General features: G+C 70.6%; 12 protein-coding genes. 10 read left to right on the top strand and 2 right to left on the bottom strand.

Annotated features, from left to right (window positions below; translation table 11 throughout):
• Entirely contained in the window at positions 1 to 459 is a 459-nt protein-coding gene (locus ABD346_RS02365; RefSeq protein ID WP_344371074.1) for an ATP-binding protein, read from the bottom strand.
• A 250-nt stretch (positions 460 to 709) separates the two neighbouring features.
• Between ABD346_RS02365 and ABD346_RS02360 the strand changes: the two genes are divergently transcribed.
• The 9 genes from ABD346_RS02360 to ABD346_RS02320 all read left to right on the top strand — a co-directional run bounded on the left by ABD346_RS02360 (position 710) and on the right by ABD346_RS02320 (position 10,584).
• Positions 710 to 1,552 carry a hypothetical protein gene (locus ABD346_RS02360; RefSeq protein WP_344371073.1) on the top strand — a complete coding sequence of 281 codons (843 nt, stop codon included), beginning with the start codon at positions 710 to 712 and terminating at the stop codon, positions 1,550 to 1,552.
• 107 nt (positions 1,553 to 1,659) lie between these two features.
• Positions 1,660 to 2,385 carry a YcnI family copper-binding membrane protein gene (locus ABD346_RS02355; RefSeq protein ID WP_344371071.1) on the top strand — a complete coding sequence of 242 codons (726 nt, stop codon included), beginning with the start codon at positions 1,660 to 1,662 and terminating at the stop codon, positions 2,383 to 2,385.
• A 47-nt stretch (positions 2,386 to 2,432) separates the two neighbouring features.
• The gene (locus ABD346_RS02350) at positions 2,433 to 3,092 is read left to right on the top strand and encodes an SCO family protein (protein ID WP_344371070.1); all 660 of its coding nucleotides are present in this window, start codon (positions 2,433 to 2,435) and stop codon (positions 3,090 to 3,092) included.
• Positions 3,089 to 3,559 (top strand): copper chaperone PCu(A)C, encoded by a 471-nt coding sequence (locus tag ABD346_RS02345; RefSeq protein ID WP_344371068.1) that lies wholly within the window; start codon positions 3,089 to 3,091, stop codon positions 3,557 to 3,559. Before ABD346_RS02350 ends, ABD346_RS02345 begins: the two co-directional genes overlap by 4 nt.
• Before the next feature lie 28 nt (positions 3,560 to 3,587).
• On the top strand, positions 3,588 to 5,513 hold the full coding sequence (locus tag ABD346_RS02340) for a copper resistance CopC/CopD family protein (RefSeq protein ID WP_344371067.1): 1,926 nt from the start codon (positions 3,588 to 3,590) through the stop codon (positions 5,511 to 5,513).
• Between the two features lie 11 nt (positions 5,514 to 5,524).
• Entirely contained in the window at positions 5,525 to 6,805 is a 1,281-nt protein-coding gene (efeB, locus tag ABD346_RS02335; protein WP_344371066.1) for an iron uptake transporter deferrochelatase/peroxidase subunit, read from the top strand.
• Between the two features lie 124 nt (positions 6,806 to 6,929).
• The gene (gene pheA / locus ABD346_RS02330) at positions 6,930 to 7,865 is read left to right on the top strand and encodes a prephenate dehydratase (RefSeq protein ID WP_053729810.1); all 936 of its coding nucleotides are present in this window, start codon (positions 6,930 to 6,932) and stop codon (positions 7,863 to 7,865) included.
• Between the two features lie 611 nt (positions 7,866 to 8,476).
• Entirely contained in the window at positions 8,477 to 9,766 is a 1,290-nt protein-coding gene (gene serS, locus ABD346_RS02325) for a serine--tRNA ligase (RefSeq protein WP_344371065.1), read from the top strand.
• Positions 9,763 to 10,584 (top strand): HAD family hydrolase, encoded by an 822-nt coding sequence (locus tag ABD346_RS02320; RefSeq protein WP_344371063.1) that lies wholly within the window; start codon positions 9,763 to 9,765, stop codon positions 10,582 to 10,584. Before serS ends, ABD346_RS02320 begins: the two co-directional genes overlap by 4 nt.
• 392 nt (positions 10,585 to 10,976) lie before the next feature.
• Here the strand turns inward: ABD346_RS02320 and ABD346_RS02315 are convergent, their stop codons facing one another.
• A complete protein-coding gene (locus ABD346_RS02315) occupies positions 10,977 to 11,663 on the bottom strand; it encodes a rhomboid-like protein (protein ID WP_344371062.1) in 687 nt (228 codons plus the stop codon).
• 121 nt (positions 11,664 to 11,784) lie between these two features.
• Between ABD346_RS02315 and ABD346_RS02310 the strand changes: the two genes are divergently transcribed.
• Positions 11,785 to 12,468: a FadR/GntR family transcriptional regulator gene (locus tag ABD346_RS02310; protein WP_344371060.1), complete on the top strand. Its 684-nt coding sequence runs from the start codon at positions 11,785 to 11,787 to the stop codon at positions 12,466 to 12,468.
• Positions 12,469 to 12,532 lie beyond the last annotated feature (64 nt).

The following is a 12,532-nucleotide window of genomic DNA, read 5'->3' as shown; positions in this document are numbered from 1 at the left end:
TCAGGACACCTTGAGCAGCGCGCCCTCGCGCCATTTCAGGATCTTGTCGAAGCTGATCACCGCGCCCCGGCCGGGCCGGTTCCCGAAGTGCACGTGGTCCGCGAGCTGTTCGATCAGGCCGAGGCCCCTGCCGTGTTCGGCCAGGGCGCCGGTTCTGACCGGGACCGCGGCGCGTCGGCCGCGTCGTACGGGAAATCCCGGCCCCGAGTCCGCGACCTCGATGCGGCACTTCTCGCCGTCGAGGTAGGCGGTCACGCGGTAGGCCGCCGACGCGCTGCCCGATACGGCGTCCCCGCCGTGCTCGACCGCGTTCGCACAGGCCTCGCTCAGCGCGACCGACAGGTCGTAGGAGATGTCCGGGTCGACCCCGGCGGTCTCCATGGTGCCGAGCAGAAGACGACGGGCGAGCGGAACGCTCGCAGCCTCGCGCCGCAAGTGGAGAGACCACCAGATGCTCATGCTCCAGCCTCCTGGCTGCGGCTCGACAAGCCCTTCTCTCTACGGGCGCAGTATTGCCGCAAGTCCCGCTCCGTAAGCGCGCTCTTGACGTGATGGCGCCCATTCGGCGGATGCGCGCGACCCTCACGCCGGTGTAAAGCACCCCGGAACCTTCCCATCCGCTTCACCGGAACCCCCGCCCCGTATCCAAAGGCGACCTTCCGGACCTGCCGTATGGAGCGGGTAAGGGCAGTGCGATGATGGCCCCGCCATGTCTACCCCCCACGCCCCAGCAGGCGCCGGTCTCCGGCTGCTCCGGGCCGCGGTGTTCGCCGCGGTCTGCGTCGTGCTGTCCGCGATGGGGCACGTCATGGCGGCCTGTGCGACCGTCCCCTGGTGGACGCTGCTCGCCGGTTTCCTCGGGGTGTTCGCGGTCGTGGCGCCGCTCGCCGGACGCGAGCGCACGCTGCCGTCCATCGCGGGCGCCCTCGCGGCCGGACAGCTCGGCCTGCACACGCTCTTCGGCCTCGGCCAGCACACGGCGGCCGCCTCCGGCGACGGATCCACCGGGGACGTCCCGCTGGTCCGGTTCGCCGCGAAGCTGATCTGCGGCAGCGGCACCGCCCCGCTCACCGCGGCCGACGCCCAGCGGATCGTGACCGACGCGGGCATCGACCCGTCCAGGGTCACCGGCACGGGCCACGCCTCCATGGCCGGCATGTCCGGGATGACCGACATGATGTCCGGCATGGCGGGCAGCGGCCCGGGCTCGGCTTCGCTGGCCGCATCGCTGCTGCCCACGCTCCCCATGCTGCTCTGCCACCTCCTCGCGGCGCTCGCCACCGGATGGCTGCTGCGGCGCGGCGAGATCGCCCTGTTCCGCGTGGTGCGTCTGGCCGCCGAGTCCGTCACGGCAGCGGCCGAGGCCACGTCCGTACGCGCGCTGCGCCGCGCCCTGGCGTTCGTGGCGGCCCTGTGCGCCGGGCTCCTGACGGCCGCCGGCCCGAGCCTCCCCCGCGCGGACCGCCGCGCGACGCCTGTCCTGCCCGGGACGGCACTTCAGCACTCGGTGATCAGGCGCGGGCCGCCCGCGGCGTACGCCCTCGCAGCCTGAACGCGGCCCACTCCCCACACGTACCGCAGGGGTGGTGTCGCGGGTCCCCGCGCACCCGTGGCGCGGTGGACGTCCCCACCCTTCCTGCTCACTGGAGTGTCTCTGCCATGAACGCTGCCCGTTCGCGCACCCGTCTCGCCGTCGTCGGCTCGGTTGCCGCCGGATCCGTCCTGCTGCTCTCGGGTACGGCCTTCGCCCACGTCACCGTCCAGCCGGAGGGCTCGGCCGCCAAGGGCGGTTACGCCGTCGTCGACTTCAAGGTCCCCAACGAGCGCGACAACGCCAAGACGGTCAAGCTCGAGGTCAACTTCCCGACCGACCACCCGCTGGCGTCCGTCATGCCGCAGCCGGTGCCGGGCTGGAACGTCGAGGTCACCAAGTCCAAGCTGGACAAGCCGCTGACCGTGCACGGCAAGCAGATCAACGAGGCCGTCACCAAGGTCACCTGGAGCGGCGGGACGATCGAGGCGGGCCAGTTCCAGAAGTTCCCGCTGTCGATCGGCTCGCTGCCCTCCGACACCGACCAGCTCGTCTTCAAGGCGCTCCAGACGTACGACAACAACGAGGTCGTGCGCTGGATCCAGGAGCCGCAGAAGGGCCAGCCCGAGCCCGCGAACCCGGCGCCGACCCTCAAGCTGACCGCCGCCGCGGCCGGCGGGGACGACGATGACGCGGCGCCCGCCGCCAACGCGAGCGCGACCGGCAAGACGGCCGAGGCCGCGTCCCCGTCGGACACCGACACCACCGCGCGCGTCCTGGGCGTCGTGGGCATCGTCGTCGGCGCCGCCGGAGTGGCCTTCGGCGTGTTCGCCGGACGACGCCGCTCCGCGTAGCCCGCCTCCTGCACCCCTTCAACCGGAAAAGACCGGAAAATCACCCCATGCGCAACAAGACCGCGCTGGCTGCCGCCGCTCTGGCGGCGGCAGCGGCGCTCACCCTGACCGCGTGCGGAAGCAGCGGTGACAGCGGCTCCAAGAGCCCTGTCGCCGATGTCTCCGCCTCGGCGAAGACCCAGGCCGCGACGCTGCTCGACCGGCCGTTCACCAAGCCCGGCTTCGTCCTGACGGACACCAACGGCAAGAAGTTCGACTTCCGCGCCGAGACCAAGGGCAAGCCGACGCTCATCTACTTCGGCTACACCAACTGCCCGGACGTCTGCCCGCTGACCATGGGCAACATCGCCGTCGCCAAGAAGGCGCTGCCCAAGGCCGACCAGGACAAGCTCCAGGTCGTCTTCGTGACGACCGACCCCGAGCGCGACACCCCCGCCTCGCTCGGCAAGTGGCTCAAGGGCCAGGACCCGTCGTTCATCGGCCTGACCGGCGACTTCCCCACCATTCAGGCAGGCGCCCGCCAGCTGGGCATCGGCATCGACCCGGCCACCAAGGACAAGGACGGCAAGGTCGTCTCGATGCACGGGGCGCAGGTCATCGCCTTCTCCCCGAAGACGGACCAGGGCTACGTCCTCTATGGCGAGGACGCGACCGTGGCCGACTACACCAAGGACCTGCCGAAGATCATCAAGGGGGAGAACCCGTGAACCGCCGCACCACCCACGCCGTCCGCTCAACCGTCGCCACCCTCATAGCCCTGTCCGCGGGGCTCGCCCTCGCGGGCTGTTCCGACAGCGCCGACGCCAAGCCGAAGCTCCAGGTGAGCGACGCGTTCATGCCGGTGCCGACCAGTGACATGGCCGGCGGCTTCCTCACCGTCAAGAACGACAGCAAGACCGCCGACAAACTCACCAAGGTCACCAGCGACCTGTCGGACAACGTCACGATCCACGAGACGAAGAACCAGAAGATGCAGGAGGTGGCCTCCTTCGACATCCCCGCCAACGGCGAGCTGGACCTCGAACGCGGCGGCAACCACATCATGTTCATGGGTCTGAAGCAGAAGCCGAAGCAGGGCGGGAAGGTCACCATCGAGCTGCACTTCGAGAAGGCCGACCCCATCAAGGTCGACCTCCCGGTGAAGGAAGCCACCTACAACCCGAAGCACCACTGAGGTACCCAGAGGGACTTGAGGGACTGACATGACGGCCACCGCCCCACGCCTTCGAACCACGACGAGCCGAAGCCTGACCCGGCTGCTGCTCGTCACGGTGGCGCTGCTCGGCGCGCTCTTCGCGGGTGCCGTGCCCGCGTCCGCGCACGCCGCACTGACCGGCAGCGACCCGAAGGAGGGGGCGGTGGTCGCCACCGCCCCGGCCCAGGTCGCCCTCACCTTCTCCGAGGGCGTCGCGCTGGACGCCAACTCCATCCGGGTCCTGGACCCCACGGGCAAGCGCTCCGACACCGCCGAACTCGTCAACCTGTGCAGCGGCGACGTCGTCAAGTACGGCGTCCGGCTGCGCACCGGCATCCCCAACGGCACCTACACGGTGGCCTGGCAGGCGATCTCCGCGGACAGCCACCCCGTCTCCGGCGCCTTCACCTTCTCGATCGGCGCGCCCTCGGCGACCGCCGCGGTCGTGCCCACCCAGGCGGTCGGCGGCGGCCTCGTCGGCGCCCTCTACGGCATCGCGCGGTACGCGGCGTACGGCGGATTCGTGCTGCTCACCGGCGGCGCGGCGTTCGTGCTCGCATGCTGGCGGCGCGGGGCGACCGTGGGCCCGGTGCAGCGGGTCGTCGTCGGCGGCTGGCTCACCATGACCGCGGCAACGCTCGCAATGCTGCTGCTTCGTACGCCCTACACCGGCTCCGGGAAGCTCTCGGACGCCTTCGACCTGAACGGCCTGCGGGCGGTCCTGGAGACCAAGCCGGGCGCGGCGCTCATCTCCCGGCTGCTGCTGCTCGGCGCCGCCGCCCTGTTCGTGTCGGTCCTTTTCGGCGCGTACGCCAAGCGGGACGACGAGACCGAGAAGGACGAGAAGAAGGACCTCACCTTCGGCCTGGCCATCGGCGGGGCCGTGGTCGCCGCCGGTCTCGCCGCGACCTGGGCGCTCGCCGAGCACGCCTCGACCGGGCTCCAGCCCGGCATCGCCATGCCCGTCGACGTGCTGCACCTGCTGGCCGTGGCGGCCTGGCTCGGCGGGCTCGTCACCCTCCTCGTCGTCCTGTACCGCTCCCCCGGCATCGAGCGCGCGGCCGTCCTGCGGTTCTCGCGGATCGCGTTCTGGAGCGTGGCGGTGCTCGCCGCGACCGGCGTCTACCAGTCCTGGCGGCAGGTCGGCACGTGGTCGGCCCTGGTCGACACGGCCTATGGGCAGCTGCTGCTCGTCAAGGTCGGTCTGGTCGCGGTCCTTGTCGGGACCGCCTCGGTCTCGCGGCGCTGGACCGCGCGCCTGTCCGAGCACACCGCGCCGGAGGCCGACGCCGCCCTGGTCGTCGAGGAGCGCGCGAGCGAACCGGAGCCCGTCACCGTCCCCGACGACGGCACGGACGCCAAGCGGGCCGCTCAACTCGCCCGCCAGCAGGCCGCCCTGAGCACCGCCCGCGAGAAGCGGATCCGGGATGCCGACCCCGAGCGGACCGGGCTGCGCCGCACCGTCCTCGCCGAGGCCGGCATCGCCGTGGTGCTGCTCGCCGTGACGACCGTGCTGACCTCGACCGAGCCGGCCCGCACCCAGGAGGCGGTGGACAGGGCGAGGGCCGACTCGCAGGTCGCCGTCGCGGACCGGCCCGTCGACATCCGGCTGCCGTTCGACACCGGCGGCCAGAACGGCAAGGGCACCGTCGAGCTCACCCTCGACCCGGGCCGCACCGGCTCCAACGATCTGCGGGTCTCCCTGGAGGACCCGGCGGGCAGGCCGAAGGACGCCCCCGAGGTGAAGGTCTCCTTCACGCTGGCCGCCAAGTCGGTGGGACCGCTGCCCGTCGTGCCCGACCGTGTCGCCGCCGGGCAGTGGAAGGCGAGCGGCGTCCAGATCCCCATGGCGGGCGACTGGCAGATCTCGGTGACCGTACGCACCTCGGAGATCGACGAGACCACCGTGGACAAGAACGTCAAGATCGGCTGAGTAGAACTGACATGAGCGAGACCAAGAACTCCGATCGGGCTCCGGCCGCCACCACCGGGGCGACCCTCGACATCTCCCGCCGCAAGCTGCTCGGCACCGTCGGCGGGGTCGGCGTGGCGGGCCTGGCCCTTGGCGCGGCGGGCGGGGCCGGGGTGTACGCGGCCGTCGAATCCCCCGACGGCACAAGCCCGTTGACGTCGGTCGGTTCCACGGAGGTGATGTTTCACGGGAAACATCAAGCGGGGATCGCCACTCCGCTTCAGTCCACCGGCCATCTGGTCGCCTTCGACCTTGCCCCCGGCGCCGGGCGCAAGGAGGCGGCCGCGCTGATGCGGCGCTGGTCGGCGACGGCCAGGTCCCTGATGGCGGGCGAGCCCGCGAGCAGCGGCGACACCGGCGTGGCCCTGGACGCGGGCCCCTCTTCGCTGACCGTCACCTTCGGCTTCGGCGCCAGCTTCTTCGACCGTACGCAGTTGGCCGACCGGCGCCCCGCACAGCTGGACCCGCTGCCCGACTTCTCCTCCGATCAGCTCGACCCCAAGCGCTCGAACGGCGACCTGTGGGTGCAGATCGGCTCGGACGACGCCCTGGTCGCCTTCCACGCGCTGCGCGCCATCCAGCAGGACGCGGGCTCCGCCGCGAAGGTGCGCTGGCAGATGAACGGCTTCAACCGCACCCCGGGTGCCACCGAGAAGCCGATGACCGCCCGCAATCTGATGGGCCAGATCGACGGCACCGGCAACCCCAAGCCCTCCGACGCCGACTTCGACCAACGCATCTTCGTGCCGGACACCGCGCAGCCCGCGTGGATGGCGGGCGGCTCGTACGCGGTCGTGCGCCGGATCCGGATGCTCCTGGACACCTGGGAGAAGCTGCCGCTCACCGAGCAGGAGCAGGTGATCGGCCGAAAGAAGTCGAACGGCGCCCCTCTTTCGGGGGGTACGGAGACGACGAAGATGCAGCTCGACAAGTTCGGCCCGGACGGCAAGCTGGTCATCCCGGAGAACGCCCACGCCCGCATCGCCGCCCCCGAGCAGAACGGCGGCGCGGCCATGCTGCGGCGCGCGTTCTCGTACCACGACGGCATCGCGGCGGACGGGACCCCGGACGCGGGCCTGCTCTTCGTCGCCTGGCAGGCCGACCCGGTCAAGGGCTTCGTACCGGTGCAGCGCAAGCTCGACCGGGGGGACGCGCTGTCGCCGTTCCTGCGGCACGAGGCGAGCGGCCTGTTCGCGGTGCCGGGCGGGCCGCGGGCCGGCGAGTACGTGGGGCAGCGGCTGCTGGAGTCGTGAGCGCGGCCCGGCCGAGGTGGGCCGGCCCGCCCGGCGGAACGGTTCGCCGTGCGCGGGCCGCGGGGTGGGCCCGGTCGCCCTGAGCGGTGGGTGCCGGTGACTTCGGGCCATTAGTGTGACCTGCATGTCCGCCACGCGATACACCTATCTGGGTCCCGAGGGCACGTTCACCGAGGCCGCCCTGCGCACGCTCCCCGAGGCCGCGACCCGCGAACTGGTCCCGATGGTGTCCGTGCCGGCCGCCCTGGACGCGGTACGCAGCGGGGAGGCGGCCGCGGCCCTGGTCCCGATCGAGAACTCGGTGGAGGGCGGCATCACCACCACCCTCGACGAGCTGGTCTCGGGCGAGCCTCTGATGATCTACCGCGAGGTACTGCTCTCCATCAAGTTCGCGCTGCTCGTGCGCCCGGGGACCACGCTGGCGGACATCAAGACGGTGACCGCCCACCCGGCCGCCCAGCCCCAGGTCCGCAACTGGCTGAAGGCCAATCTGCCGGAGGCGCTCTGGGAGTCGTCCGCCTCCAACGCGGACGGCGCCCGCCTCGTCCAGGAGGGCCGCTACGACGCGGCGTTCGCGGGCGAGTTCGCGGCGGCGACGTACGGTCTGGAGCCGCTGATCACCGACATCCACGACGCGGTCAACGCGCAGACCCGCTTCGTGCTCGTCGGCCGCCCGGCCCGCCCGGCGGCGCCGACCGGCGCGGACAAGACCTCGGTGGTCCTGTGGCAGCGCGAGGACCACCCGGGCGCTCTGCTCGAACTGCTCCAGGAGTTCTCGGTGCGCGGGGTCAACCTGATGCTGCTCCAGTCCCGGCCGACCGGTCAGGGCATCGGCAACTACTGCTTCGCCATCGACGCCGAGGGCCACATCTCGGAGCGCCGGGTGGGGGAGGCGCTGATGGGCCTGCGGCGGATCTGCCCCGAGGTGCGCTTCCTCGGCTCGTACCCGCGCGCCGAGGTGACGCTCGACGACGTACGGGCGCTGCGGGCGGGTACTTCGGACGCGGAGTTCGTCGAGGCGGCGGAGTGGCTGGCCCGCTGCCAGGACGGCCGCGCGTAGGTCCAGAGCCGCGAGGGGGTCTGCGCGGGCGTTGTCCCCAGCCCCTCATCCGGCCCGGCGGCCGGTCCTACCTGCTGATTTTCGTTGTCCACAAAGTTATCCACAGGCCTGCTTCTCGACCTGTGGGTAAGTCGACAACACAACCGGACACAGTCGACAAATCCCTGTAGTGACGACACATCAGTCCACAGGCCGCCAGGACATCCTCTGTCACCTCAATTCCATTGATCAACTCTTTAGAGCGAGCAATTCCCACCCGAATGAGTGTGTGGAACGGGTTTGAGAGGGGAAAACTCGGTCCCGCATGCGGCTTTCGGAACGATCCCTTCCGTAGTCCACAGATCCACCGCACAGCCTGTGGATAAGTTTCCGGGGGTGTGCACTTCTGTGGACAACTCCTGTGCACTGCAAGGGAGTCGGTCAACGGCGGTCCGGAAAGCGCCTCTTTTCGGGGGATAGTGGCAATTTCATTGACAGCTGCCGGTGGCCCTCCGCGGAAAATCCCGGACCAGATTTCCCAATTCGGTCAATTGGGACAAAGTGGCGTACTGATGGCGGGCACGAGGGATATCCGGTGGGGCGCCGGGAGTCCGCACCGGTAGCCTGGAGGGGTGATTGACCTTCGCCTGCTCCGTGAGGACCCCGACCGTGTTCGCGCCTCCCAGCGCGCCCGTGGAGAGGACGTCGCCCTCGTCGACGCCCTGCTCTCCGCCGACGAGCTGCGCAGGTCCTCGGGCCTCCGCTTCGACGAGCTGCGCTCCGAGCAGAAGTCGCTCGGCAAGCTCATCCCCAAGGCCACGCCGGACGAGCGCGCCGAGCTCCTGAAGAAGGCCGAGCAGCTCAAGACCGACGTCAAGGCCGCGGAGGCCGCGCAGAACGAGGCCGACGAGCAGGCCAAGCAGCTGCTCCTCCAGCTCGGCAACATCGTCCACACGGACGTGCCGGTCGGCGGCGAGGAGGACTTCGTCGTCCTGGAGACGCACGGCACCATCCGCGACTTCGGCGCCGAGGGCTTCGAGCCCAAGGACCACCTGGAGCTCGGCGAGGCGCTGGGCGCCATCGACGTCGAGCGCGGCGCCAAGGTGTCGGGCTCACGCTTCTACTACCTGACCGGTGTCGGCGCGCTCCTGGAGCTCGCCCTGGTCAACGCGGCGATCGCGCAGGCCACCGAGGCCGGGTTCATCCCGATGCTGACGCCGGCCCTGGTCCGCCCGCGCGCCATGGAGGGCACCGGCTTCCTCGGCCAGGCCGCCGAGAACGTGTACCACCTGGAGAAGGACGACTACTACCTGGTCGGCACCTCCGAGGTCCCGCTCGCGGCGTACCACATGGACGAGATCATCGACGCGGACAAGCTGCCGCTGCGCTACGCCGGCTTCTCGCCGTGCTTCCGCCGCGAGGCCGGTACGTACGGCAAGGACACCCGGGGCATCTTCCGGGTGCACCAGTTCGACAAGGTCGAGATGTTCTCCTACGTCCACCCGGACGACGCCGAGAGCGAGCACCAGCGCCTCCTGGACTGGGAGAAGCAGTGGCTGACCAGCCTCGAACTGCCCTTCCAGGTGATCGACGTCGCCACCGGTGACCTCGGTGCCTCGGCCTCGCGCAAGTTCGACTGCGAGGCGTGGATCCCGACCCAGGGCAAGTACCGCGAGCTGACCTCGGCGTCCAACTGCGACGGCTTCCAGGCGCGGCGCCTGTCGGTCCGCATGCGCGACACCAGCGACGGCAAGAGCAAGGTCGCCCCGCTGTCCACCCTGAACGGCACGCTGTGCGCGGTCCCGCGCACCATCGTGGCGATCCTGGAGAACCACCAGCAGGCCGACGGCTCGGTGCGGGTCCCGGCCGTGCTCCGTCCCTACCTCGGCGGCCGAGAGGTCTTGGAGCCGATCTCCAAGTGAGCACCACCGCGGGGCGCCCGTTCCCGTACAAGCTGATCGCGACCGACCTGGACGGGACGCTGCTGCGCTCCGACGAGTCGGTCTCGCAGCGCACCCGTGACGCGCTGGCCGCGGCCACCGAAGCGGGCGCCGCGCACATCGTGGTGACCGGCCGGTCGGTGCCCTGGACCCGGCACATCCTCGACGACCTCGGCTACGAGGGCCTCGCGGTGTGCGGCCAGGGCGCGCAGGTCTACCACGCGGGTGAGCACCGGCTCCTCACGTCGGTGACACTCGACCGCCAGCTCGCCGGGCTCGCGCTGTCCAAGGTCGAGGCGGAGATCGGCCCGCTGGCGCTCGCCGCGAGCCGCGACGGCATCGACGGCGAGGTCCTGGTCGGCCCCGGCTACCAGGTCCAGGAGGGCCCGCTGCCGGTCCGGTCCTTCGAGGACCTCACCGAGCTGTGGTCGGCCCCGCTGAACAAGGTCTACATCCAGCACCCCGGGTACGACGACGACGCGCTGGCGAAGATCACGCGGCAGGTGGTCGGCAGCCTGGTCGACGTGGTCATGGCGGGCGCGGGCGTCGTGGAGCTGCTGCCGCTGGGGCTGAGCAAGGCGACCGGGCTCTCGCTGGCCGCACGCCGGCTCGGCTGCAAGGCCGCGGACACGATCGCGTTCGGCGACATGCCGAACGACATCCCGATGTTCGGCTGGGCGCAGCACGGCGTGGCGATGGCCAACGCCCACGACGAACTGAAGGCCGTGGCCCACGAGATCACCGCCTCGAACGAGGACGACGGCATCGCGGTCGTCCTGGAGCAGCTGCTTCAGCGCTGAGGGCTTGAGGTGTTGAGGCCGTGAGGTGTTGAGGTGTTCAGGCCGAGGCTGCGGAGCTTCGAGGATCTGAGGCCTTGAAGCCCGGCTCCGGGCCGACGCAGTGCATGCCCCCTGGAGCGCGAGTCGGGCATGGGTAAGGGGCGTCCGCCATTGCGGGCGCCCCTTACCCATGTGGGAGGGGCGGCCTCGCGCTGACGCGCGCTCGAAGCGGCCGCCCCGGCAGCCGCGCGCGGTCGGCCCGTCGGAGTCGTCGGTGCTGCTCCGATGCCTCGCACGGCCCTGCCGGGAGCGCGACGGACTCGTCCGTACGGTCCTCTTCGGACCTGTACGAACCGTCTTCGTGGCGCTCTTTCCCCCGTCCGGCGGGCCCGCGTCTGCCGCGTGCGGCTGCCTCAACCACTGTGCCCGGCACGGTCGTTGGCCGCCACTGGTTTTCGCGTGGGCACGCCCCGGGTCAGCGGATAGCAGGCGAAGCCGATGAGGAGCGCGGTCACATGGCCGAGGTCGGTGAACGTGCCGCCGGTGGCGAGCGGGATGCCGAAGAACGCGACCACCCCTACGAGGTACAGCCAGCGCCAGGGGTACGGCAGCCTGTAGACGAGGATGCCCGCCGACGCGGCCAGCCCGTAGCTGACCCCGATGTCCACCACGTGCGACATGGCGTGCGCGAGCCGCTTGGGCAGGTGCTGGTTCTGGATCGACCACAGCACGTACTCCTGGCTGATCAAGGTCGCCACCACATGCCCGACGACGACCGTGCACAGCCAGCGCAGCGTGCCGAGCCAGCGCTCCACCGTGCCGTGGACGACCTCGAAGAGCACCAGGTAGAGCAGGAGCGAGGACGGGTTCTCGATCCAGAACGCGCTGGTGAAGAGGGACTGCACGGGGTGCCGGGTCAGCTCGTGGATGTTGCTGCTGTTGCGGTGCAGCAGGAAGCGCTCCAGGCCCTGCGTGGAGAGCTGGATGACAAGGCTGGTGATGGCGATGATCAGCAGCCAGATGTGCGTCCCGGGTGTGGAGCGCAGCCAGGACCGGACCGGCCGCGAGCGCTCGGTGCCGCGGTGGAGCAGGGTCGTCATCCCTAGATGATGGCGCGAAACGCTGTGCGGCAAGTAAGAGGCAGTTGTAGGACGACTGCGGGTCGGTTCGTTGAAGGCAGTTGTAGGATGACTGGGCAACCGGGTGAATGGAGTGGGCGACATGGCCCTTCGTACGGCAGGGCGGCAGTCCCTGGTGGACACCGTCGTCGATCAGCTGAAGGCCCAGCTGACCAACGGCGAGTGGGCGGTCGACGACCGCATTCCGACCGAGCACGAGCTCGCCGAGCAGCTGGCCGTCGGCCGCAACACGGTCCGCGAGGCAGTACGCGTCCTGGTGCACGCCGGGCTGCTCGAATCACGCCAGGGCAACGGCACGTTCGTCCGCTCCACGGCCGACCCCTCCGCGGTCCTCCAGGGAATCCGGGCCGCCGACGCCCTTGACGTACTCGAACTCCGCGTCGCATTGGAGGCCGAGGCCGCCCGGCTCGCCGCCGAACGCCGTGACACCGCCGACATGGTGGCCCTGCGCGGCGCACTCCAGACCCTGCGCGAACACGGCGACCGCGCCGCCGACGCCGACATGGCGTTCCACATGGGCGTCGTACAGGCCACGCACAACACGGCGTTCATCGAGGTCTACCGGTTCTTCTCGGTGCAGGTGCACGAAAGCCTGATCACCTCGCTGCGCGACGAGGAGATGCCGCCGATCGACCTCGACACGCACGAGGCGCTGGTCGACGCGATCGAGAGCGGGGACCCCGCGGCGGCCGATCGGGCGGTACGCGAACTGCTGCGCAAGCCGCTGGAGGCGGTCCGGGCGGTGGCGGCCCGGCGGAGTGGGTGAGGTTCGTCCGGGCCGCGGGCCGACGCCCGGAATCTGAACCCGCCGCAATCTGAACTCCTCGGAA

The organism is Streptomyces mauvecolor, from assembly GCF_039532965.1.
Classification (GTDB): domain Bacteria; phylum Actinomycetota; class Actinomycetes; order Streptomycetales; family Streptomycetaceae; genus Streptomyces; species Streptomyces violascens.
Note: the sequence above shows the minus strand (reverse complement) of the source record. Positions and strands in the feature narration are given on the sequence as shown.

Bases quoted from the DNA above. Each gene is read 5' to 3' on its own strand.
- ABD346_RS02365 (WP_344371074.1), bottom strand. From the start codon at position 459: ATGAGCATCTGGTGGTCTCTCCACTTGCGGCGCGAGGCTGCGAGCGTT.
- ABD346_RS02360 (WP_344371073.1), top strand. From the start codon at position 710: ATGTCTACCCCCCACGCCCCAGCAGGCGCCGGTCTCCGGCTGCTCCGG.
- ABD346_RS02355 (WP_344371071.1), top strand. From the start codon at position 1,660: ATGAACGCTGCCCGTTCGCGCACCCGTCTCGCCGTCGTCGGCTCGGTT.
- ABD346_RS02350 (WP_344371070.1), top strand. From the start codon at position 2,433: ATGCGCAACAAGACCGCGCTGGCTGCCGCCGCTCTGGCGGCGGCAGCG.
- ABD346_RS02340 (WP_344371067.1), top strand. From the start codon at position 3,588: ATGACGGCCACCGCCCCACGCCTTCGAACCACGACGAGCCGAAGCCTG.
- efeB (WP_344371066.1), top strand. From the start codon at position 5,525: ATGAGCGAGACCAAGAACTCCGATCGGGCTCCGGCCGCCACCACCGGG.
- pheA (WP_053729810.1), top strand. From the start codon at position 6,930: ATGTCCGCCACGCGATACACCTATCTGGGTCCCGAGGGCACGTTCACC.
- ABD346_RS02315 (WP_344371062.1), bottom strand. From the start codon at position 11,663: ATGACGACCCTGCTCCACCGCGGCACCGAGCGCTCGCGGCCGGTCCGG.
- ABD346_RS02310 (WP_344371060.1), top strand. From the start codon at position 11,785: ATGGCCCTTCGTACGGCAGGGCGGCAGTCCCTGGTGGACACCGTCGTC.